This is a genomic window from Sphingomonas montana, assembly GCF_001956315.1.
GTDB classification, from domain to species: Bacteria; Pseudomonadota; Alphaproteobacteria; order Sphingomonadales; family Sphingomonadaceae; genus Sphingomonas_R; species Sphingomonas_R montana.
The window spans coordinates 69,355-89,946 of the sequence record NZ_KV887143.1 but is presented as its reverse complement, the minus strand read 5'-3'; the positions used below and the strand labels follow the sequence as shown (position 1 = coordinate 89,946).

The following is a 20,592-nucleotide window of genomic DNA, read 5'->3' as shown; positions in this document are numbered from 1 at the left end:
TGCCGCACGCTCACTACTGCCCACATGGGAACGGCACGGTCGACAGGAGACAAGCGCCATGCCACGCCCCACCGATTTCGTACCGCCCAAGAACCTATCCCCCAATCCGCCAGTGCCTACCCCGGAGCCCATCGCGCCGGAGCCGGAAAGCGGTGGCCCAAAGGGACCGGAGCCCACGCGCTACGGCGATTGGGAAAGCAAGGGTATTGCCTGGGACTTCTGATCCGTCAGACATGCTCGCTCTTCAGCGGGCGGGCGAGCAGGCGATCCACCACGTCGCGCACTGCCATCCGCCCCGCCAGCAGCGCGCAGACTGCGGATACGATCGGCATGTCCACGCCGACGCGGGCAGCGGCCTGTTCCAGTACGGGCGCGGTCGAGGCCCCTTCCGCCACGGTCCGACGGTCCGCCAGCAGGGTTGTCGCAGACAATCCCTGTCCCAACCCCTTGCCCAGCGAGAAATTGCGCGAACTGACCGACGAACAGGTCAGCACAAGGTCACCCAGCCCGGACAACCCGGCAAGCGTTTCCACCCGTGCGCCGCGGGCCAGGCCGAACCGGGTCATTTCGGCAAAGCCCCGCCCGATCAGCGCGGCGCGCGCGTTCTGGCCAAGCCCCGCGCCCTCGACGACGCCGCAGGCGATCGCAAGGACATTCTTCACCGCCCCGCCAATCTCGGCTCCGATCACATCGCTGCTCAAATAGGGGCGGAAACCGGGCCGTGCGATCCGCGCCGCCAACATGCCACCCAGCGCCTCATTCTCGCAGGCCAGCGTCACCGCCGTCGGCAGGCCGTCCGCCACCTCATGCGCGAATGTCGGGCCGGACAGCACGGCGACCGACGCGCCCGGCGCGGCTTCCGCAGCCACTTCCGACATCAGCATGCCGGTTCCTGCCTCGATTCCCTTGGCGCACAGGATGCGAGGCGCAGTACCCGGCACTTGCGCCAACAGGCCGCGCAGATGCTGCGCCGGTGGCACGACGAGTAACGCCTCGCACCGGCCCAACGCGGCCAGATCACCCGTTGCCTGTATCTGATCCGACAGCGGACGATCCGGCAGATAGGCCGGGTTGCGCCGGGTGTCGTTGATCGCTGCCACCACGTCCGGCTCGTACGCCCATAGCAGGACGGGCTCGCCGTCCTGCGCGATGACCTGGGCCAGCGCGGTGCCCCACGCGCCCGCGCCCAATATGCCGATCATGCCTTCACCCCCGCACCGCGTGCCTTTTCCGCCGACGGATCGAGCGGCCAGCGTGGCCGGGCGGCGATGTCGAGCGGATCGAACAACCCCGCCGCATGGCGTTCCGCGCCGGCCCAGCCGATCATCGCCGCATTGTCGGTACACAGCCACAGCGGTGGCGCGACGAATCGCAGCCCCCCCGCCGCCGCCAGCGCCGACAGGGCCGACCGCACCGCACCGTTTGCCGCCACCCCGCCGGCCACGACCAGCGCGGTCGCTCCGTCCACGCGCTCCATCGCGCGACGGGTCCGATCGACCAGGCAGTCCACAACCGCCTGCTGGAACGCCGCCGCGATATCGTCCGGCTGGTGGGTGCCCGCATCGCGCGCGCGCAGCACGGCGCTCTTCAGACCCGCGAAGGAAAAATGCGGTTCGGGCGAACCCAGCAACGGCCGCGGCAAAGGCACCTTGCGGGCATCGCCGCGCCGTGCCGCGATCTCGACCGCCGGGCCGCCGGGGAAACCGAGACCCAACAGCTTGGCAGTCTTGTCGAACGCCTCCCCCGCGGCATCGTCGATCGTCGTGGCCAGCCGCCGATAGCGGTCGACCCCCTCCACGAACAGCAGTTGGCAATGCCCGCCCGACACCAGCAGCAGCAGATAGGGAAATGCCAGGTCCGGATCGGACAGCCGCGGGCTGAGCGCATGACCCTCCAGATGATTGACCGCGATCAACGGCTTGCCCGCCGCCAGCGCCAGCGCCTTGCCCGTCACCAGCCCGACCATCACACCGCCGATCAGGCCCGGCCCGGCGGTCGCCGCAACCGCATCGACATCCGCCAGCGTGCAGCCCGCATCCGCCAGCGCGCCCTCGACCAGTGGCATCAACATTTCGACATGCGCGCGCGCCGCGATTTCCGGCACCACGCCGCCATAGGGACGGTGCGCCGCCTCCTGCCCGGCAAGCCGGTGCGACAGGATAGTCCGGTCGCCCTGCACGACTGCGGCCGCGGTTTCATCGCAGCTCGATTCCAGGCCAAGGATCAGGGTCATGGGGGCTTTTGCCACGCGGTCGGGATTGCGTACAGGGCATGTGCCGATTTGCGGAACATGCGCGCAGCGATTAGGCGGTGCGCCATGATGCTCCCGCTTCGCCTCGGAACCCGCGGATCCCCGCTTGCGCTTACCCAGGCGCGCATGGTGGCAGCCGCCGTGACCGCGGCGCACGGCCTTGCCCCGGACGCGATCGCCATCGTGCCAATTCGCACGTCGGGCGACCGGATCCAGGACCGCGCGCTGGCCGACGTCGGCGGGAAGGCGCTGTGGACCAAGGAACTGGACCGCGCGCTGTTCGACGGCGCGATCGATTTCGCGGTCCATTCCATGAAGGACGTTGAAACGATCCGCCCCGAACCGATCGTCATCGCCGCGATGCTGGCCCGCGCCGACGTCCGCGACCGCATGATCGGCGCGCCATCCGTGGCCGCCCTGCCGCCCGCCGCCCGCGTCGGCACGTCGTCTCCACGCCGCGCCGCGCAACTGGCGCGGGCGCGGCCCGATATCCGCACCGTCCTGTTCCGCGGCAATGTGGCGACCCGTCTCGCCCGGCTGGAGGCCGGCGAAGCGGACGCCACATTGCTCGCCGCCGCGGGGCTCGACCGCTTGGGTCACGCCGCGATCGGTCACGCCATACCGACGTCCGAGATGCTCCCGGCCCCCGCGCAGGGCGCAGTCGGGATCGAGACGCTGGCCGACGCGCAGGACATCCGCCTGCTGCTCGCCGCGATCGATCATCGCGACACCAGCCTGGCAGTCGTCGCCGAACGCGCCTTCCTGGCGGTGCTGGGGGCGGATTGCCGGTCACCGGTCGCGGCACTGATGGCGCGCGACGGAGCGGACTGGCGGCTGCGCGCGGAAATCCTGTCGATGGACGGTACGCTCTGCGAATCCGGTGAGGTCGTCATCGCCGGGGACGATCCGGCCGATCATGCCGCGATGGCCGGGGATCTCGCCCGCAGCCTGCTCGACCGGGCACCACCGGCCCTGCGCACCCTGTTCGCCCGATGAAACTCCTCATCCTTCGGCCGCGTGTCGGGGGCGATGCGACTGCGGTTCGCGCGGGCCGACTCGGGTTCGATCCGGTGGTGGCCCCACTGTTCCACTATCGCAGCCTGCCCTGGTCTCCGCCCGACCCCAAAACGGTCGACGCCGTGTTGCTGACCAGTGCCGCCGCGGTTCGGCTGGGCGGGGACGGTCTGGCGCGGTTCCGTTCCCTGCCGGTCCAGGCGGTGGGCACCGCCACCGCAGACGCCGCGCGTTTGGCCGGGTTCACGGACATCACGACCAGCGGTAAGGATGCGGACGCAGCGCTTATCCAGCTGGCCGCGCGTGGACACCGCGTCATCCTGCACTTGGCGGGACGCGAGCATATCGCTGTGGAGCGTCCGTCGCTGTCGATCCAGCGCATCCCGGTGTACGCGGCAGATGCGGTCGACAGGCTGCCCGATGCCGCCGCTGCAGCACTTGCGGATCGCGCGGTGGTCCTGCTGCACTCGCCGCGCGCGGCAACCGTTTTCGCAGGCTTGGTACGGACGCGGACCACCGTCCGGATCGCCTGTTTCAGCTCTGCGGTCGCCGATGCAGCCAATGCGGGATGGGCCGGTGTCGCAGTCGCGACCCACCCGACCGACGACGCCCTCTTTGCGGCAGCCCGCTTGTTGTGCGATCAGGAGCTGGACGGGATGCTGGAGCCGCAATGACCGAAGAGTGGGACCACCCCGCGCAGGACGCGCGCCGATCGCGAACATGGCTCTGGCTGCTGCTGGCGCTTCTCGTCGGACTGGCGGCAGGGGCGGCCGTCGCGGTCTATGTCTTGCAGCAGTCGCAGCCCGGACGTCGGCTTGCGGGACTGGAACCGAGCGCGGCGGCGGCCCCGGTCGTCATGCGTCCCGAACCGGTTTCAGCGTCGGTGACCCGGTCGGTCGCGGTCACGACCGATCTGGCCCGGAGGGTGGAACGCACCGAGCAAGGGATCGCGGAACTGGCCCAGCGCACCACCGAAAGCTCCAGCAATGCAGAGCGGGCGGAGGGGCTGCTCGTTGCGTTCGCCGCCCGGCGCGCGCTCGATCGCGGAACGCAGCTCGGCTATATCGAAGGTCTGCTGCGGGAACGGTTCGGCGGCGGTCAGCCGCAGGCCGTGGCGACTATCCTGTCCGCCTCCCACCAGCCGGTGACGCTGGAGGAACTGCAGACCGGACTTGACGACATCGCTCCGACGCTGCTGGCCCGCGGCACCGAAGACAGCTGGTGGCAAGGCATGCGGCGCGAACTGGCCGGGCTTGTCGTGGTCCGCCGCGCGTCCGCCCCGTCGATTGCGCCGGTCGATCGATTGACGCGCGCACGGCGTCAATTGGAAAGCGGGCATGTCGACACGGCGCTCGCGGAGATTGCACGGCTTCCCGGTCGGGCATTGGCGGGCGCCTGGATCGTCAAGGCACGCCGTTATGTCAGCGCGCGTCGTGCGCTCGATACGGTGGAGACTGCCGCGTTGCTGGCACCCCACCGTCCCCTAGTACAAACAACGCCGGACGCGCCGGATGCCGATGCGATCAGATCGCCCGTGCCGGTCGTTACGGAAGACGCGATCCCGCCCGCCTGATCCACGAATCGTTTCCGGGTCGATCGGACTTGCGTCCCGCGAATCGGGCAGGCAGTTGAAGGGCATGTCCACGCCCCCGCTCCGTGCCGTCGTCATTCCGGTGACCCCCTTGCAACAGAATTGCACGCTGCTCTGGTGCACGGCCACGATGCGGGGCGCGCTGGTCGATCCGGGTGGCGACCGTCCACGGCTGATTGCCGCCGCGAAACAGCACGGCGTCACGGTGGAGAAGATCCTGCTGACGCATGGCCATATCGACCATGCCGGGGCGGCTGGCCTACTGGCAGAACAACTGGGCATTCCGATCGAGGGGCCGCAGGAAGCCGACCGGTTCTGGATCGCACGGCTGGACGAGGACGGTCGTGCCTATGGCATCGAGGGCAAACCGTTCGAACCCGATCGCTGGCTCGAGGATGGTGACACCGTCCTGGTCGGCGACCTGACGCTGGATGTCTATCACACGCCCGGACACACGCCAGGTCACGTCATTTTCCACCACGTCCCGTCGCGCTTCGCTCAGGTCGGCGATGTCCTGTTCCAAGGGTCGATCGGTCGGACCGACTTCCCGCTGGGCGATCATCAGACCCTGATCGACTCGGTCGTAAAAAAACTATGGCCGCTGGGGGATGAGACCAGCTTCGTTTGCGGTCACGGCCCGCCATCGACCTTCGCGCACGAACGCCGCACCAATCCCTTCGTGGGGGATGCCGCGCTCGGCCGCTGACGCCGTGCCGGCCCCTTAGCCGGCGAACCCGTACAGCAGCATCGCACCCCACACGATCAACGCCGCCGTGACCGCGAACGTGACCAGAATGCCACCGGCGCGCAGAGGATTGGGAGTCGGCCGCTCCATACCGAATGCGTGCGCGATCCGTGCCAGGACCAGCGCGATACCCAGTGCGAACAGCAATTGCGAAGCGCCGACGCGCATCTCGATCAACCCGATCAGGATCAGCGCGAGCGGAACATATTCGAGGAAGTTGGCCTGCGCCCGCATCCGTGCCGTCAGCAACGGATTGCCGCCGTCCCCGATCGAGACCTTTGCGCCCAGGCGCGCCTTGCCGGCGCGGAATGCCAGCCAGAGATTGATGAGGGCGAAGGCGACTGCGAACATCAGCGTATAGGTCAGAGTCACGTCATATCCTCGCTCGTTGGGTGCCCGGCCTCTCGCACGCGGTCGCTACGCTTGCAACTCGAAGGCGAATCGCTATAGGTCCGCGGCTCGCGACGAGCTTTGCCCGATCGACCCGCGGTTCCGATCCGAACCGATGGTCGCGTGGCGCAGAGCGCGTCGTTTCTTCGTTTCGACAGAATATTGGAACAGGTGCCGCAATGGCCGTCCCCAAAAGAAAAACCTCGCCGTCCAAGCGCAACATGCGCCGGAGCCACGACTCGCTTTCGGTGGAGTCGTTTCAGGAATGCCCCAATTGTGGCGAACTGAAGCGGCCGCATCATTTGTGCAACTCGTGCGGTCACTATAACGGACGCGAGATCGTCGCGATCGAAGCCTGATCCGACGGTTTTGATCAGATGGGCGACCGTCCTTCGCAATACGGACGATCGGTCATAGCGCCGGTGCGGATCGCCATCGATGCCATGGGCGGCGACGCAGGCCCCGCAACGATGGTTGAAGGCGCCGCGATTGCGGTCCGTTCGGACCCGCGGCTGACGGTATCGTTGTTCGGAGATGCGGAAAGCATCGATCGGGAACGGTCCCGGTTCCCGATTCTTGCCGGTCGGTCTGACGTCGTCCACGCCCCGCACGTCATTTCGGGCGAGGACAAGCCGAGTCAGGCAATCCGACGGGCAAAAGACAGTTCAATGGGACTGTCGATTGCTGCCGTAAAGGCCGGTGATGCGGGTGCCAGTGTGTCGGCGGGCAATACCGGTGCCTTAATGGCAATGTCCAAGCTTGCGTTACGGACGATGCCGGGCATCGACCGTCCGGCCCTGGCCGCGCTGTTGCCGACGCTGGGTGACAACGACCTGGTCCTGCTCGATCTCGGTGCCAACACCGAATGCGATGCGCGCAACCTCGTCCAATTTGCCGTCATGGGTGCTGCCTATGCGCGGACGGTCATGGGGCTGCAGCGCCCGCGGGTCCGGTTGCTCAATATCGGCACCGAAGAACTCAAGGGCACCGAGGAATTGCGCGACGCCGCACAGGCGTTGCGTGATGCGACGGATCTGCCGATCCAGTTCGATGGTTTCATCGAGGGTGACCGACTGGGTCGGGGCGAGGCCGACGTCATCGTGACCGACGGCTTTTCGGGCAATATAGCACTCAAGACGATCGAGGGTACGGCACGGTTCGTTGCCGACCTATTGCGGCGTGCCTTCTCAAGTTCGATCCGGTCGAAAATCGGGTTTCTCATCTCGCGACCCGCGACAGAACTGCTTCGTCACCATCTCGATCCGAATAATCATAACGGTGCGGTTTTTCTCGGGCTGAACGGCATTGTGGTCAAAAGCCATGGTGGCGCCAGCGCGCAGGGTGTCGCCAATGCAATCGGTGTCGCGGTGAAGCTGGTCGAGGCGGACATAACCCGCCTGGTGACCGAGGATCTGGCATCGATCCGATCGCCGATCATTACCGGTGGCGGCAAATGACAGCCGGCCCGATCGTCCGGCGTGCGCGGATCATCGGCAGCGGATCGGCACTTCCCGAACGACGGGTCTCGAACGCCGAACTGGCGGAGACGGTCGACACATCCGATGAATGGATCGTCGAGCGGACCGGGATTCGGTTCCGGCATATCGCCGGCGAAAACGAGACGACCGCTACCCTGGCTACCGCTGCCGCGCGCCGCGCGCTGGATGCGGCCGGCATCATTCCGGATCAGATCGACCTGATCGTGCTGGCGACGGCGACGCCGGACCAGACTTTTCCCGCCACCGCAACGAAGGTGCAGGCCGCACTTGGCATAAACGACTGTATCGCGTTCGACGTCCAAGCGGTCTGTTCGGGTTTTCTGTACGCGCTGTCCGTTGCCGAAAGCATGATCCGCGGCGGTGCGGCCCAGACGGCCCTCGTCATCGGTGCCGAAACGTTCAGCCGGATCCTGGACTGGGAGGATCGTGGGACGTGCGTGCTGTTCGGCGATGGCGCGGGGGCGGTCGTGCTGTCTGCAGAAGAAAGCGCGTCCGCTGCCGAACCGCGCGGCATCCTGTCGGTCAGCCTCCATGCCGATGGTCGGCACAACGGCCTGCTTTATGTGGATGGCGGGCCGTCGACCACCGGGACGGTCGGCAAATTGCGCATGAAGGGACCGGAAGTATTCAAGCACGCGGTCACCAACCTCGCATCTGTGCTTCACGAGGTGCTGGACCGCGCCGGCCTACAGATTGCAGACGTGGACTGGGTCGTCCCGCATCAGGCCAATCGCCGTATCCTCGACGCGACGGCGCGCAAGCTGGGACTGCCCAAGGAGCGGGTCGTCGTCACGGTCGATATCCATGCGAACACCTCGGCGGCTTCCGTCCCGCTCGCGTTCGACGTCGCGGTGCGCGATGGTCGCATCAAGCCAGGCAATCTGGTCGTGTTCGAGGCGATGGGCGGGGGCTTCACCTGGGGCGCGGCAGCGATCCGTCTGTAACGTCCGCCGGCTGCTTGTCTCTCCGGCGTGATCGATTTAGACGGTAGCGACTATCGGGCAGGAACATGAAGATGAGCGATATCGACACATTGACCCGCGCCGACCTGAGCGACCGGGTCCACGGAGAGATCGGTCTTGCCCGTGCCGACGCATCCCGGATCGTCGAGACGCTGCTTTCCGAACTTTGTGGTTCGCTTGCCCGCGGTGAGAATGTCAAAGTGTCCGGGTTCGGCAGCTTCGTCCTGCGTGACAAGGGCGAACGGATCGGTCGCAACCCCAAGACCGGGGTAGAAGTCGCGATCGCACCACGCCGCGTACTAACGTTCCGCGCGAGCCAGATCACGCGGGATCGCATCGCCCGTGGCTGTTGATCGGAGCGCATGACCGACGAACGTCCACCACGGCCCAAGGCGGCGACCGCGTTCCGTACCATTGGCGAGGTCGCGACCGAACTGGGTGTGCCCCAGCACGTCCTGCGCTACTGGGAGGGGCGTTTCCCTCAGCTCAAGCCATTGCAGCGGGCCGGCAACCGACGTCTCTATCGCCCGGCCGATATCGATCTTGTCCGGCGGATCCACGCGTTGTTGAATACCGAGGGGTACAGCATCCGCGGCGTCCAGAAGCTGCTGACAGACGGTGTGCCGGTTCCGGTTCCGGCTGCGCTCGCGATCGAGCCGGTAATCGCGGATCGAACCGACCTTCATATCCGGGAGCTTCGGGACATTCGGCAGGTTCTGGCAGATGCCCTGAAGCAGGACGATATATCCGGCTAAGCGGCGGCAATGCCCTGTAAATCAGCATGTCGCCCGACATGCCTGTTTTTTGTGCAATACCGTACAGTCGATTGCCGTCGAGTTAACCTTATCGCATCTTCGATATAGCTGGCACGGATTTTGCTTGGATACCCTGGGGCAACGGACAGGGGCGGCCATGAAACTCGTGATTGCAATCATAAAGCCGTTCAAGCTGGACGAAGTGCGTGAAGCGCTTTCGCTGCTTGGCGTGCAGGGCATGACGGTGACCGAGGTGAAGGGTTTCGGCCGGCAGAAGGGCCAGACCGAAATCTACCGCGGGGCCGAGTACAGCACGAACATGGTCCCAAAGATCAAGCTGGAGGTAGCCTGCCCGGACTCGCTGGCCGGGCGGGTCGTGGAAGCGACACAAGCTGCGGCCAACACCGGCGCGATCGGCGACGGCAAAATCTTCGTCCTCGACCTAGTGGAAGCGGTGCGCATTCGCACCGGTGAAACCGGCGACATCGCGCTCTAAACCCAGGGGGGTAGACCATGACCATGATGAAAAGGATTGCCGCGATATCGGCTGCGGCCGGCACCGCCGCCTTCTTCGCCCTGCCCGCCTGGGCGCAGGATGCGGCCGCAACTGCGACGGTCGCCGTTGCCGCACCGCCGGTCGCGAACAAGGGCGACACCAGCTGGATGCTGATTTCGTCGGCCCTGGTGCTGATGATGTCCGTGCCTGGCCTGGCGCTCTTCTACGGCGGACTTGTTCGCACGAAGAACATGCTTTCGATCCTGATGCAGGTCCTGACGATCGTGGCCGTCGCCGCCCTGGTCTGGGTCTGCTGGGGCTACAGCATGGCTTTCACCGGCGGCTCGCCGTTCGTTGGCGGGTTGGGCAAGGCGTTCCTGAAGGGTGTCGATGCGACGACCGTTGCAGCCACCTTCTCCAACGGCGTCTATATTCCGGAATATGCATACATCGTGTTCCAGATGACCTTCGCCTGCATCACGCCGGCGCTGATCGTCGGCGCGTTTGCGGAGCGCGTCAAATTCTCTTCGCTGATCGTGTTCGTGGTCCTCTGGCTGACGCTGGTCTATTTCCCGCTGGCCCACATGGTCTGGTACTGGGCGGGCCCGGACTTCCTGCCGACGCAGCCCGGTGACTGGGGCTATCTGTACGGCAAGGGCGCGCTGGATTTCGCCGGCGGCACCGTCGTCCACATTAACGCGGGCATTGCCGGTTTCGTCGGCTGCATCATGATCGGCAAGCGCATCGGGTACAAGAAGGAGCCGATGCCGCCGCATTCGTTGACCATGACCATGATCGGCGCATCGCTGCTGTGGGTGGGCTGGTTCGGTTTCAACGCCGGATCCAACCTGGAGGCGAACGGACTGGCGGCACTGGCATTCATCAACACGTTCGTCGCGACCGCCGCTGCAGCGATGGCTTGGGCCGTGATCGAACAGGTCGTCCACAAGAAGCCATCACTTCTGGGTGCTGCGACCGGAGCCGTCGCCGGCCTTGTCGCGATTACCCCGGCGGCCGGATTCGCCGCGCCGATGACGTCGATCGTCCTGGGTATCGTCGTCTCGATCGTCTGCTTCTTCTTCGTGACGACCGTCAAGAACAAGTTCGGCTATGACGACACGCTCGACGTGTTCGGCGTCCACTGCGTCGGCGGCATCGTCGGCGCGATCGGGACGGCGTTCGTCGCAGCCCCCTCGCTCGGCGGCCAGGGTGTCTTGGACTACACCGTTATGCCCGCGGTCGCTGGCACATACGACATAGGAAAGCAGCTGGGTATCCAGGTGCAGGCCGTGCTCATCACGCTCCTCTATTCAGGTATCGTGTCCGCCATCCTCTACTTCATCATCGAAAAGACGATGGGGCTGCGGGTTGATGCCGAGACCGAGAGCGAAGGCCTGGACATCGCCGAGCATGGCGAGCGGGCCTATAATTACTGACCAGTTCGGGGATTCCGGATCCGGCATCCCCCCAAGAGGTTCCTCCTGCGAACCACTGGGCCGGCGGCTTCAACCGTCGGCTCTTTTTTGTTCGGTTTCGCATGACCCGGTGGCGTCGGCGTGGGGTTTCGCGCCAGTTTTCACGGTTTTGGGAGGGATGCCGTCGTGCCATGGCAGTACTCCGTCGGGCCGTATCGGCACCGACGATGTTCTGGCCGGCCAATCTGCCCTGCGACGGAGGCACTATGACCCCAAAGCCGGTCAGACTTTGGTGAGCAAACTCCGGACCGGGGTCAGGTCATAACCTGCGCCGCCTGCCTTGGCGAACAACGATGCGGGTTCGTCGCCAAGCCGTGCGCGCGCAACGGCCCACAGCAACGTCGAGCGCGTGCCCGACCGGCAGAAGGCCAGGACCGGACCGTCGGCCTTACGCAGGACGGTCGTCATGTGATCGATCATCGCATCTGTCATGCCGGCCTGCCCCATCGGAATAGCATGATAGCTCAAGTCTGCGGCCTTCGCGGCCCGGGCCATCTCCTCCGTCGTCGGCTGCCCCGCCTCCTCGCCATCGGGACGATTGTTGATGACGGTGCGGTACCCGGCATCGGCGATCGCCTGAAGCTGTTCGGGCAGGAGCTGGCCGGCGACGCTGGTCATGTCATCGAGTCTGCGGTACATGTCCGTCTCCTTGGGTTTACTGGGCATCCAGCACGTCGAGGAACATGCGGCCATATTCCTCCAGCTTGCGCGCGCCGACGCCCGTGACCCGGCCGAGCGCGCTCAGCGTCTTCGGCCGGATCGCCGCCATTTCCCGCAACGTCGCGTCGTGGAAGATGACGTAGGGCGGCACGCCAAGATCCTTCGCCAGCGTCCGGCGGCAGGCACGCAGCGCCTCGAACAGCGGATCATGGGGATGTTCCTCCGCGACGCCACCGCCGCGCCGCCGTGTCGCGCGGACCGCGGGCTTGACGATGGCAAGCGTCTCCTCCCCCTTCAGCAGCGCACGCGCGCCGGGCCCGAAGGACAGCCCGCCATAATCGTCAGAGCGCAACGCATCGCGGGCCAGCAACGCGCGCGCCACCGGCTTGATGAGCGCAAGATCGTCCGCGGTGGCGATGCCGAAGACGGACAGCTTGTCATGCCCCAGCGTCCGGATCTTCTCGGTATCGCGGCCGGCAAGCACGTCGGTCAGATGCGCGACGCCGTAACGCATTTCGGTGCGAAACGCGGCGGACAGCAATTTGCGGGCGGCCTGGGTCGCGTCGATGCTGGACGGCGGATTCAGACAGTTGTCGCAATTCCCGCACGCGGCGGGCGGGTCCTCGCCGAAATGACGGAGCAGGATCGCGCGGCGACACCCGGCGGCCTCGACCAGTGCGCCGAGCGATGCCAGTCGCTGGCGTTCGCTGCGCTGGCGATCCTCACCGATATCGTCGGCGATCCGGCGCGTGGCGCGGGCAAAATCGTCCGCGCCCCAGAAGAGATGGGCAACGGACGGATCGCCGTCGCGGCCGGCGCGGCCGGTTTCCTGATAATAGCCCTCGATCGATTTCGGCAGGCCGGCATGCGCCACAAACCGGACATCGGGCTTGTCGATGCCCATGCCGAACGCAACAGTGGCGACCATCACCATGTCCTCGGACGTCACGAACGATTCCTGGTTGCGGGCGCGGACGGCGGCGTCGAGGCCCGCATGATAGGCCCGCGTCGGGCGGCCCGTGCTGGTGGCCAGCGCTGCGGCGAGCTTTTCCGTCGCGTCGCGGGTGGGGGCGTAGACGATTCCGGGTCCGGGCGTGTCGCGGACGATCTGCGCCAGTTGCGTCGGCAGACCGTCGCGCGGGCTGATGCTGTAGCGGATGTTCGGGCGATCGAACCCGGCCAGGATCAGCCCGTCGGCAGGGATGCCGAGTTGCGCGAGCACGTCGTCGCGGGTGTGGCGGTCGGCAGTGGCGGTAAGCGCCAGACGGGGTATCTCGGGATGATCCTCCACCAGCGCTCGCAGCAGGCGGTAATCAGGGCGGAAGTCATGGCCCCATTCGCTGACGCAGTGCGCCTCGTCGATGGCGATCAGGCTGAGCTGGACGCGGTCCACCATGCGGCGAAACCCCTCGCCCGACGCGCGTTCCGGCGCGACGTAGAGCAGGTCGAGGTCGCCGGCCAGGAAGCGGCGGACGGTCTCCTCCCGATCGTCGTTGGCGGAGGTGAGTGCCGCGGCCTTGATGCCGGCGGCCGATGCAGAGCGGACCTGATCGTGCATCAGCGCGATCAACGGCGAAATGACGAGGCCGGTGCCGGGGCGCGCCATGGCCGGGACCTGGTAGCAGAGCGACTTGCCCGCGCCGGTCGGCATGACGGCCAGCGTGTGGACGCCCGCCATGATGCGATCGATCACATCCTGTTGCCGGCCACGGAAGCTGGAATAGCCGAAGGTTTGGTGGAGGACGTCGAGGGGATCAAGCACAGCGGTGACATAGGCCGGGGGGCCGGGGGTTGCCAGCCTTGTTGCCGGCCGATTGTACGCCGCATCGCCGAAGGTTATGCTTTCGACCTGTGCGTCATGGCGGATACCTGCGTAACCGGACGCAACAGCTTCTCGGTGCGTCGACCGACAATTCGCAAGCGAACCGGGGGTAGGCATGCCGGGAACCGATGAACTGACGGAACGCCAGCGGGCGACGCTACGCCTGTTGTTGCAGGGCCATGACGCCAAGAGCATTGCGCGGGAGCAGGGCCTGTCGGTGCACACCGTCAACGAACGGCTGCGTGATGCCCGTCGCACCTTGGGCGTGACAAGCAGCCGGGCGGCGGCACGGATGCTGGCAGCGGCGGAAGCACACCCCGAAAAATCAGGGGACGATTTGTTCAGGGTCGCGGATGAACCAGCCCCTGCAGTAGCGCCAGCGATGTCGCGGCCGGACGTTCCGCCGCCCTACTGGAGATTCACCGCCATGATCCTTGCCGTCGTTTCGACTGTCAGCCTGACTGGGCTGGCTTATAGTTTCCTGGGATCACCCGCAGGGACAGTGGACGCGCCGCGGGTCGTCGCCATGACACCGGCCAGCGGTGCAGTCGTACGCGCCGGCACGATCCGCATCGCCGTGACCTTCGATCGTCCGATGCGACGAGACAGTTACTCGTTCGTCAAAACCGGGACGGCGCCTTACCCGGACTGCGACCGACAGCCGACCGTGTCGGCAGATGGTCGAACATTCATGCTTGCCTGTCATGTGGTGGCCCATCAGCGTTACAGCGTCGGGATCAATGGCGGACGGTTCCGGAATTTCGCGGCGGCCGACACCGGCCAACCCGCAATCCCGGCGCTACTGTCGTTTTCAGTAGGTTCCTAACGCTTGCCGAGCGAGTGGTGTCGCAAGCGCCCTCACTCCGCCGCAACGGCGGCCTCCTGTTCGTTCGCCTGCCGTGCCCACATGGCGGCGTAGGCGCCTTCGCGGCGGAGCAGGTCGGCATGAGTGCCGCGTTCGACGACGCGGCCCGCCTCCAGCACGACGATCTGGTCGGCATCGACGACGGTGGACAGGCGGTGAGCGATGACGATCGTCGTGCGACGGGCCGAGACGCGGGCGAGCGTTTCCTGAATGTCGGCCTCGGTCCGGCTGTCGAGTGCGCTGGTCGCTTCGTCCAGGATCAAGATCGGCGGGTTCTTGAGCAGCGTGCGGGCGATGGCCACGCGTTGCTTCTCGCCCCCCGACAACTTCAGGCCGCGTTCGCCGACCTTGGTATCGTAGCCGTCCGGCATCGATGCGATGAAGTCGTGGATCGCGGCCCCGCGAGCGGCGGCCTCGATCTCGGCCTGCGACGCGCCCTCGTGGCCATAAGCGATATTGTAGCCGATCGTGTCGTTGAACAGCACCGTATCCTGCGGCACGATACCGATCGAGGCGCGCAGCGACGCCTGCGTGACCTCGGCGATATCCTGTCCGTCGATGCTGATGCGGCCGCCGGTGATATCGTAGAAGCGGAACATGAGTCGGGCGAGCGTCGACTTGCCCGCGCCGGACGACCCGACCACCGCCAGTGTGTGCCCGGCGGGAATATCGAGATCGATGCCGTGCAGGATCGTGCGTTCCGGATCATAGCCGAACCGGACCCGATCGAACCGGATCGCCGCCCCACCGATGGCGAGCGAAAGTGCGCCGGGCTTATCGACCACTTCCGACGGGGTATCGATCAAGTCGAACATTGCACGCATGTCGATCGCCCCCTGTCGAAGCGTGCGATAGACCATGCCGAGGAGGTCGAGCGGGCGGAACAGCTGGGCGAGCAGCGTGCTGACCAGCACGGCATCACCCGCCGAGAAGCGGCCGCGCGACCAGCCCCAGACGACGAATCCCATGCCGCCGGCCATCATCAGATTGGTGATGAGCGACTGGCCGATGTTGAGATAGGCCAGCGACGTCTCGTTCTTGACGGCCGCCCCGGCGTAGAGCGTCATCGCGCGATCGTAGCGGCGGGCCTCGCGCTCCTCCGCGCCGAAATATTTGACGGTTTCGAAGTTCAGTAGCGAATCGACCGCATGGGCGACCGCGCCGGTATCGAGATCGTTCATCTGTTCGCGCAGCTTGTTGCGCCAGTCGGTGACGACGCGGGTATAGGCGATGTAGGCGACGACCATGACGAGCGTCGCGACGACCAGTTCCCAACCAAAGCGCGACCCGAAGATCTGAAGGACCAGTCCCAGTTCCAGAAAGGTCGGGGCGATGTTGAACAGCAGGAAATACAGCATCGTATCGATGCTCTTGGTACCACGTTCGACCACCTTGGTGACCGCGCCGGTGCGGCGATTGAGGTGGAAGCGCAGCGACAGTGCGTGGAGATGGCGGAACACGCTGGCTGCCAGCCGGCGGGTCGCGTCCTGCCCCACCCGTTCGAACACCGCGTTGCGCAGATTATCGAACAGCACGCTGGCGAAACGCGCGGCGGCGTAGCCCGCGACGAGCATGAGGACGAGGAAGACCGTCCGAGATCCGCCGGGCAGGCCCCCCGATACGCCCATTGCATCGACCGCGCCCTTTAGCGCGAAGGGCGCGCCGTAGACCTGCACCGCCTTAGACGCGAGGACGAACAGCAGGGCGATGACGATCCGGACGCGGAGCGCCGGCGCGTCCTTCGGCCAGAGATAGGGCAGGAAGCGGGCAAAGGTCCGAAAACCCTTGTCGGGCATCGGCGCGGCGGGAGCGGTATCTGGCGGCATCGGACAGGTAGATAGGGACTATGACGCGAGACACCAACGCGGGGTGGAACCGGAAGCGCAACGACCGGTTTTCGTGGCAATACCAAGCGGGAACGATGCGATGGAACCGATCCTCTACGTGCTGGCGATTCTGGGCTGCGGCGACGGCCAAACCAAGTGCGAACAGGTTCGGCTGGAACCGGCGCACTATACGTCGGTCGCGTCGTGCCGTGCGGCTGCGACCGGTGCATTGATGCGGAGCACCGACCTTTCCTACCCGGTGGTGATGAGCGAGTGCCGGACGGCAGGCACTGTTACGGCCTCGACGCAGGTGCCAGTGCAGGTGGCGTCGCGCTAGGATTTGGTGGGGCGGGGGTTCGGCCTGTAACTCTTTGACATCGAGACGAGAAAGCACTCCTCAGACCGTCATTCCAGCGGACGCCAGGATGACGCCGAAGGGCAACTCTACTGCCGGCCCCCGTCCCCTCGAAAAACACGTTCAGGCCAGCCGCCCGGCCAGCAACTCCGGCAAGTCGCCGCTCTCGCCGCGTGCTTCCGACATAAAACGATCCTTGAGCGGCTGGATACGCTGCACTGCGGCCAGGCCGAAACGCCGGACGGTCGCAGCGGTGCGGCCGCCGAGGCCGAACAGGCGGGTCAGACCGTCCGTCGTGGAGGCGACCAGGAACGTATCAAGCGCCCGCCAGCGTTCGTAGCGAGCGAGCAGTTGCGCGTCACCCGGATCAAGACCGAGCCGCGCCCCTTCGACCAGCACCTGCACCAATGCCGCGACGTCACGGAAGCCGAGGTTCAAGCCCTGCCCGGCGATCGGGTGGATGCCGTGCGCCGCATCACCGACCAGTGCCAGCCGTTCTGCAGTGATGTGCGCCGCATGGTGAAACCCAAGCGGATAGGACGCGCGCGCGCCGTTGGCCGTGATGGCCCCGAGGAGGCCGCCCATCCGCTTTTCCGCTTCCGCCGCAAAGGCCCGGTCGGGCAGGCCGAGCAAGGCAGGCCCGTCGCGCGCAGCCACGCTCCAGACAATCGCCGAACGATGGCGGCCGTCGGGCTCGTCACGCATCGGCAGGATCGCGAACGGCCCGGCGGGGTAGAAGATCTCGTGCGCGACGCCGTCGTGCGGGCGTTCGTGGTGGATGCCGCCGATAATCGCGTGATGGTCATACTGCCAGCGCGCGACACGGATGCCACTCGCCTCGCGCGTGGGGGAGGCGCGACCCTCGGCGGCGATGAGCAGCGGGGCGGAAACGATCCGACCATCGTCCAGCGTCACGCGGACGCCGGTGGCATCGCGCACGGTCGCAACCGGACGCGCGGGTTGCAGCAGCGTGACACCGCCGGCATCGACCGCCGCCGCGCGCAGGGCGGCACGCAGGAGGCGGTTTTCGAACATGATGCCGAGCGGGCCGTCGGCTGGATCCGCATCGAAGGCGAGGCCACCAACCAGTCCGTCCGTCACCCGGATCGTGCGGATCGGGCACCCCTGCCCCTCCAGCCGATCCGCGACGCCGATCGCCTGCAGCATGCGCCACGACGCGCTGGCGACGGCGGAGGCGCGCCCATCGAAACCGGGCGCGGCCTGCACCGCCGGGTCCGCCGGGTCGACCACGATGCTGGTCAGACCATGCGCGTCGAGCGCGGTGGCAAGGGTGAGCCCGACGAGTCCGCCGCCGAGGATGATGACGTCCGCTGTATCCATACTGGTAATGTACGCGGTGCATGGCGGCGGGGAAACGGACTTTTGCGGGGGCGGGGCAAATGGTCCGGGTGACGCGTGCGCGACGACAGGCGCGGTGTGCGCGCCTTGACCCAGTCCCGCCCACCGACGCATGATGTGTGTGTTACGAAACGCACATGGCGGCACGATGCACGGCCGGAGCGGACGTGGGCGGGATCGAGACATGGCGAGCAATCAGGTGGCGTCCACGGTGTGGCGCGCGCAGGCGAAGGCGGCGGCGGTGCGCTCCGGCACGATGGCGTGCGCCGCGGGGCTGCTGGCGGCGACTTTGGCGCTCGGGTTCGCCCTCGCCAGCTATCATGGCAGCGATCCGTCGCTGAACACCGCGGCGCAGGGGCCGGTCGAAAATGTGCTCGGGTCGCCCGGGGCCTGGGCCGCGGACATCCTGTTCACGCTGTTCGGCCTGCCGGCGCTGATGCTGGTGCCGTTGATGCTGCTGGCCGGGTTGCGGCTGTGGCGCGGTGCGCCGGCAGGTCGATGGAAACGGTCGCTGCTGCTGTCGGCAGGCGGCATCGTGCTGCTGGGCGGTGCGCTGACGCTGTTCCGGAACGGGGCGGGCGGATCCTTGCCGGCCGGTTGGGGCGGAACGGCCGGGATCGGAGTCGCGGGCGCGGTCGATGCGGTCGCCGCGTTGCTGCCCGGTCCGGCCGGGCGGATCGTGCGGCTGGCGGTGATGGCGCTGCTGGTGGCGGCGGGGTTGGCGCTGGGCGTGCGCGGGCTGGCATTGCAAGCGGGAGAACGCGCGTTCCTGGGCCGCATGCGGCCGCGGCGGCGCGTGCGCGCCGACGGGACGGTCGAGGATTTTGATCAGGACGGCATACCGATCGACGAACTGGTGGTGCCGATGCCCCGCCCGCCACGCGCCGTGGCAGTGCCGGACGGCCGCGCGCCGCCGGTCATCACCGAACCGGCGATGGCCCCCGCCCCCGCGCGCAAGGCTCCGTCGCAGACCAAGCTGGATATCCGCGACAATTACGAATTGCCGCCGATCGACCTGCTGACGCCGCCGCCGCCGCCGACCGGCGTGCCGATCGACCGGGCTGCGCTGGAACGCAATGCGCGGCTGCTCGAGTCGGTGCTCGACGATTTCAAGGTGAAGGGTCAGATCGTCGAGATCCGGCCCGGCCCGGTCGTGACGATGTACGAACTGGAACCCGAATCCGGAATCAAGGCGAGCCGGGTGATCGCGCTGGCCGACGACATCGCGCGCAACATGTCCGCGCTGTCAGCGCGCGTCGCGGTGATTCCGGGGCGGACGGTGATCGGTATCGAACTGCCCAACCAGAAGCGCGACATGGTGGTGCTGTCCGAACTGGTGGCGAGCCAGGGCTTCGAGGACCAGCAGGCGCAATTGCCGATCATCCTGGGCAAGAACATCGCGGGCGACCCGGTGATCGCGGACCTGGCGCCGATGCCGCATCTGCTCGTCGCCGGGACCACCGGGTCGGGCAAGTCGGTCGGCTTGAACTGCATGATCCTGTCGCTGCTCTACCGGCTGACGCCGACTCAGTGCCGGATGATCATGATCGACCCGAAGATGCTCGAGCTTTCGATCTACGACGATATCCCGCATTTGCTGTCGCCGGTCGTGACCGATCCGCCCAAGGCGATCCGCGCGCTCAAATGGGCGGTGGAGCAGATGGAGGAACGCTATCGGATGATGGCGTCGGTCGGGGTCCGCGGCCTGGGGTCGTTCAACGACAAGGTGCGGCAAGCCAAGGCCAAGGGCCAGCCGCTCGGCCGAAAGGTACAGACCGGCTACGACGCGGAGACCGGCACGCCGATCTACGAAGAAGAGAAGCTGGAATATGAGGTGCTGCCGCAGATCGTCGTGATCGTCGATGAGCTGGCGGACCTGATGATGACGGCCGGCAAGGAGGTCGAGTTCCTGATCCAGCGGCTGGCGCAAAAGGCGCGTGCGGCAGGCATCCACCTCATCATGGCGACGCAGCGGCCGTCGGTGGATGTCATCACGGGTGTCATCAAGGCGAACCTGCCGACCCGCATCAGCTTCCAGGTCACCAGCAAGATCGATTCCCGTACCATCCTGGGCGAGCAGGGCGCAGAGCAGCTGCTGGGCAAGGGCGACATGCTGTACATGCCGGGCGGCAAGCAGATCGCGCGCGTGCACGGTCCGTTCGTCAGCGACGAGGAAGTGCGCGCGGTCGCCGACTTCTGGCGCGCGCAAGGCCAACCGGACTATATCAAGAGCGTGACCGAAGAGCCGGAGGATGGCGGCTACGCCATGGAGGGCGCGCCAACCGGACCAGACGATCCCGAGACGCAGGTTTATCACCGTGCCGTGCAGCTGGTGGTGGAGAACAAGAAGGCATCGACCAGCTGGCTGCAGCGCCAGTTGCGGGTCGGCTACAACAGCGCGGCGCGGCTGATCGAACGGATGGAGAAGGAAGCGATCATCAGCCAGCCCGACCATGTCGGCCGGCGCGAGGTGCAGGTCGAACCGGAGGACCTGCCGCGTATCTTGGGATGAAGATCGGGGCGGACA

At 66.6% G+C, this 20,592-nt stretch carries 22 protein-coding genes; 15 read left to right on the top strand and 7 right to left on the bottom strand.

The window, feature by feature from the left end; genetic code table 11:
* The first annotated feature begins 58 nt into the window (after positions 1 to 58).
* Entirely contained in the window at positions 59 to 223 is a 165-nt protein-coding gene (locus BKY59_RS03935; protein ID WP_076068793.1) for a DUF1674 domain-containing protein, read from the top strand.
* 4 nt (positions 224 to 227) lie between these two features.
* On the opposite strand, the gene BKY59_RS03930 is transcribed toward BKY59_RS03935, so the two are convergent.
* Together BKY59_RS03930 and tsaD are read right to left on the bottom strand one after the other, a co-directional pair.
* Complete coding sequence (locus tag BKY59_RS03930) at positions 228 to 1,202, bottom strand: NAD(P)H-dependent glycerol-3-phosphate dehydrogenase (protein WP_076068792.1); 975 nt, start codon at positions 1,200 to 1,202, stop codon at positions 228 to 230.
* Positions 1,199 to 2,233, bottom strand: a complete 1,035-nt coding sequence (gene tsaD / locus BKY59_RS03925) for a tRNA (adenosine(37)-N6)-threonylcarbamoyltransferase complex transferase subunit TsaD (RefSeq protein WP_076068791.1) — start codon at positions 2,231 to 2,233, stop codon at positions 1,199 to 1,201. The genes BKY59_RS03930 and tsaD overlap by 4 nt, the downstream gene beginning before the upstream one ends.
* 84 nt (positions 2,234 to 2,317) lie before the next feature.
* Here tsaD and hemC point away from each other — a divergent pair, with 84 nt between their 5' ends.
* The 4 genes from hemC (at position 2,318) to BKY59_RS03905 (ending at position 5,562) form a co-directional block, all read left to right on the top strand.
* Complete coding sequence (gene hemC / locus BKY59_RS03920) at positions 2,318 to 3,247, top strand: hydroxymethylbilane synthase (protein ID WP_206362010.1); 930 nt, start codon at positions 2,318 to 2,320, stop codon at positions 3,245 to 3,247.
* Positions 3,244 to 3,939, top strand: a complete 696-nt coding sequence (locus BKY59_RS03915; protein ID WP_076068789.1) for a uroporphyrinogen-III synthase — start codon at positions 3,244 to 3,246, stop codon at positions 3,937 to 3,939. Before hemC ends, BKY59_RS03915 begins: the two co-directional genes overlap by 4 nt.
* Positions 3,936 to 4,838, top strand: coding sequence for an MICOS complex subunit MIC60 (locus BKY59_RS03910; protein WP_076068788.1), 903 nt, complete (start codon positions 3,936 to 3,938; stop codon positions 4,836 to 4,838). Before BKY59_RS03915 ends, BKY59_RS03910 begins: the two co-directional genes overlap by 4 nt.
* Before the next feature lie 64 nt (positions 4,839 to 4,902).
* A complete protein-coding gene (locus BKY59_RS03905; protein ID WP_076068976.1) occupies positions 4,903 to 5,562 on the top strand; it encodes an MBL fold metallo-hydrolase in 660 nt (219 codons plus the stop codon).
* Between the two features lie 15 nt (positions 5,563 to 5,577).
* On the opposite strand, the gene BKY59_RS03900 is transcribed toward BKY59_RS03905, so the two are convergent.
* Positions 5,578 to 5,973: an MAPEG family protein gene (locus BKY59_RS03900; RefSeq protein WP_076068787.1), complete on the bottom strand. Its 396-nt coding sequence runs from the start codon at positions 5,971 to 5,973 to the stop codon at positions 5,578 to 5,580.
* A 197-nt stretch (positions 5,974 to 6,170) separates the two neighbouring features.
* Here BKY59_RS03900 and rpmF point away from each other — a divergent pair, with 197 nt between their 5' ends.
* From rpmF to BKY59_RS03865, 7 genes are all read left to right on the top strand, one after another.
* Positions 6,171 to 6,350, top strand: a complete 180-nt coding sequence (rpmF, locus tag BKY59_RS03895; RefSeq protein ID WP_076068786.1) for a 50S ribosomal protein L32 — start codon at positions 6,171 to 6,173, stop codon at positions 6,348 to 6,350.
* 18 nt (positions 6,351 to 6,368) lie between these two features.
* Positions 6,369 to 7,448, top strand: coding sequence for a phosphate acyltransferase PlsX (gene plsX / locus BKY59_RS03890; protein ID WP_076068785.1), 1,080 nt, complete (start codon positions 6,369 to 6,371; stop codon positions 7,446 to 7,448).
* A complete protein-coding gene (locus BKY59_RS03885; protein ID WP_206362009.1) occupies positions 7,445 to 8,434 on the top strand; it encodes a beta-ketoacyl-ACP synthase III in 990 nt (329 codons plus the stop codon). The genes plsX and BKY59_RS03885 overlap by 4 nt, the downstream gene beginning before the upstream one ends.
* A gap of 71 nt (positions 8,435 to 8,505) precedes the next feature.
* Complete coding sequence (locus tag BKY59_RS03880; RefSeq protein ID WP_076068972.1) at positions 8,506 to 8,805, top strand: integration host factor subunit alpha; 300 nt, start codon at positions 8,506 to 8,508, stop codon at positions 8,803 to 8,805.
* A gap of 9 nt (positions 8,806 to 8,814) precedes the next feature.
* Positions 8,815 to 9,207: a MerR family transcriptional regulator gene (locus tag BKY59_RS03875; RefSeq protein ID WP_076068784.1), complete on the top strand. Its 393-nt coding sequence runs from the start codon at positions 8,815 to 8,817 to the stop codon at positions 9,205 to 9,207.
* Between the two features lie 157 nt (positions 9,208 to 9,364).
* Positions 9,365 to 9,703 carry a P-II family nitrogen regulator gene (locus tag BKY59_RS03870; RefSeq protein ID WP_076068783.1) on the top strand — a complete coding sequence of 113 codons (339 nt, stop codon included), beginning with the start codon at positions 9,365 to 9,367 and terminating at the stop codon, positions 9,701 to 9,703.
* Between the two features lie 23 nt (positions 9,704 to 9,726).
* On the top strand, positions 9,727 to 11,139 hold the full coding sequence (locus BKY59_RS03865) for an ammonium transporter (protein ID WP_420822072.1): 1,413 nt from the start codon (positions 9,727 to 9,729) through the stop codon (positions 11,137 to 11,139).
* A 261-nt stretch (positions 11,140 to 11,400) separates the two neighbouring features.
* On the opposite strand, the gene BKY59_RS03860 is transcribed toward BKY59_RS03865, so the two are convergent.
* Both BKY59_RS03860 and recQ read right to left on the bottom strand, forming a co-directional pair.
* Positions 11,401 to 11,817 carry a protein tyrosine phosphatase family protein gene (locus tag BKY59_RS03860; RefSeq protein ID WP_076068781.1) on the bottom strand — a complete coding sequence of 139 codons (417 nt, stop codon included), beginning with the start codon at positions 11,815 to 11,817 and terminating at the stop codon, positions 11,401 to 11,403.
* A gap of 16 nt (positions 11,818 to 11,833) precedes the next feature.
* Positions 11,834 to 13,600 (bottom strand): DNA helicase RecQ, encoded by a 1,767-nt coding sequence (gene recQ / locus BKY59_RS03855; protein WP_076068780.1) that lies wholly within the window; start codon positions 13,598 to 13,600, stop codon positions 11,834 to 11,836.
* 175 nt (positions 13,601 to 13,775) lie between these two features.
* Here recQ and BKY59_RS17020 point away from each other — a divergent pair, with 175 nt between their 5' ends.
* Positions 13,776 to 14,486, top strand: coding sequence for a LuxR C-terminal-related transcriptional regulator (locus BKY59_RS17020; protein ID WP_083671856.1), 711 nt, complete (start codon positions 13,776 to 13,778; stop codon positions 14,484 to 14,486).
* 32 nt (positions 14,487 to 14,518) lie between these two features.
* Here BKY59_RS17020 and BKY59_RS03845 read toward each other — a convergent pair whose 3' ends face one another.
* The gene (locus BKY59_RS03845; RefSeq protein WP_076068779.1) at positions 14,519 to 16,351 is read right to left on the bottom strand and encodes an ABCB family ABC transporter ATP-binding protein/permease; all 1,833 of its coding nucleotides are present in this window, start codon (positions 16,349 to 16,351) and stop codon (positions 14,519 to 14,521) included.
* Between the two features lie 100 nt (positions 16,352 to 16,451).
* On the opposite strand from BKY59_RS03845, the gene BKY59_RS03840 reads away from it, so the two are divergent.
* Positions 16,452 to 16,688 (top strand): hypothetical protein, encoded by a 237-nt coding sequence (locus BKY59_RS03840; protein ID WP_076068778.1) that lies wholly within the window; start codon positions 16,452 to 16,454, stop codon positions 16,686 to 16,688.
* 141 nt (positions 16,689 to 16,829) lie between these two features.
* Here BKY59_RS03840 and BKY59_RS03835 read toward each other — a convergent pair whose 3' ends face one another.
* Positions 16,830 to 18,047 carry an FAD-dependent monooxygenase gene (locus BKY59_RS03835; RefSeq protein ID WP_076068777.1) on the bottom strand — a complete coding sequence of 406 codons (1,218 nt, stop codon included), beginning with the start codon at positions 18,045 to 18,047 and terminating at the stop codon, positions 16,830 to 16,832.
* A 202-nt stretch (positions 18,048 to 18,249) separates the two neighbouring features.
* On the opposite strand from BKY59_RS03835, the gene BKY59_RS03830 reads away from it, so the two are divergent.
* On the top strand, positions 18,250 to 20,577 hold the full coding sequence (locus tag BKY59_RS03830) for an FtsK/SpoIIIE family DNA translocase (RefSeq protein WP_076068776.1): 2,328 nt from the start codon (positions 18,250 to 18,252) through the stop codon (positions 20,575 to 20,577).
* Positions 20,578 to 20,592 lie beyond the last annotated feature (15 nt).

Excerpts from the sequence above, each read along its gene's own strand:
- BKY59_RS03935 (WP_076068793.1), top strand. The coding sequence starts at position 59 with ATGCCACGCCCCACCGATTTCGTACCGCCCAAGAACCTATCCCCCAAT.
- BKY59_RS03930 (WP_076068792.1), bottom strand. The coding sequence starts at position 1,202 with ATGATCGGCATATTGGGCGCGGGCGCGTGGGGCACCGCGCTGGCCCAG.
- BKY59_RS03860 (WP_076068781.1), bottom strand. The coding sequence starts at position 11,817 with ATGTACCGCAGACTCGATGACATGACCAGCGTCGCCGGCCAGCTCCTG.
- rpmF (WP_076068786.1), top strand. The coding sequence starts at position 6,171 with ATGGCCGTCCCCAAAAGAAAAACCTCGCCGTCCAAGCGCAACATGCGC.
- BKY59_RS03840 (WP_076068778.1), top strand. The coding sequence starts at position 16,452 with ATGGAACCGATCCTCTACGTGCTGGCGATTCTGGGCTGCGGCGACGGC.
- BKY59_RS03835 (WP_076068777.1), bottom strand. The coding sequence starts at position 18,047 with ATGGATACAGCGGACGTCATCATCCTCGGCGGCGGACTCGTCGGGCTC.
- BKY59_RS03880 (WP_076068972.1), top strand. The coding sequence starts at position 8,506 with ATGAGCGATATCGACACATTGACCCGCGCCGACCTGAGCGACCGGGTC.
- BKY59_RS03870 (WP_076068783.1), top strand. The coding sequence starts at position 9,365 with ATGAAACTCGTGATTGCAATCATAAAGCCGTTCAAGCTGGACGAAGTG.
- BKY59_RS03885 (WP_206362009.1), top strand. The coding sequence starts at position 7,445 with ATGACAGCCGGCCCGATCGTCCGGCGTGCGCGGATCATCGGCAGCGGA.
- BKY59_RS03875 (WP_076068784.1), top strand. The coding sequence starts at position 8,815 with ATGACCGACGAACGTCCACCACGGCCCAAGGCGGCGACCGCGTTCCGT.
- BKY59_RS03910 (WP_076068788.1), top strand. The coding sequence starts at position 3,936 with ATGACCGAAGAGTGGGACCACCCCGCGCAGGACGCGCGCCGATCGCGA.
- hemC (WP_206362010.1), top strand. The coding sequence starts at position 2,318 with ATGATGCTCCCGCTTCGCCTCGGAACCCGCGGATCCCCGCTTGCGCTT.
- BKY59_RS03915 (WP_076068789.1), top strand. The coding sequence starts at position 3,244 with ATGAAACTCCTCATCCTTCGGCCGCGTGTCGGGGGCGATGCGACTGCG.
- BKY59_RS03905 (WP_076068976.1), top strand. The coding sequence starts at position 4,903 with ATGTCCACGCCCCCGCTCCGTGCCGTCGTCATTCCGGTGACCCCCTTG.
- BKY59_RS03845 (WP_076068779.1), bottom strand. The coding sequence starts at position 16,351 with ATGCCGCCAGATACCGCTCCCGCCGCGCCGATGCCCGACAAGGGTTTT.
- tsaD (WP_076068791.1), bottom strand. The coding sequence starts at position 2,233 with ATGACCCTGATCCTTGGCCTGGAATCGAGCTGCGATGAAACCGCGGCC.
- plsX (WP_076068785.1), top strand. The coding sequence starts at position 6,369 with ATGGGCGACCGTCCTTCGCAATACGGACGATCGGTCATAGCGCCGGTG.
- BKY59_RS03830 (WP_076068776.1), top strand. The coding sequence starts at position 18,250 with ATGGCGAGCAATCAGGTGGCGTCCACGGTGTGGCGCGCGCAGGCGAAG.
- BKY59_RS03865 (WP_420822072.1), top strand. The coding sequence starts at position 9,727 with ATGATGAAAAGGATTGCCGCGATATCGGCTGCGGCCGGCACCGCCGCC.
- BKY59_RS17020 (WP_083671856.1), top strand. The coding sequence starts at position 13,776 with ATGCCGGGAACCGATGAACTGACGGAACGCCAGCGGGCGACGCTACGC.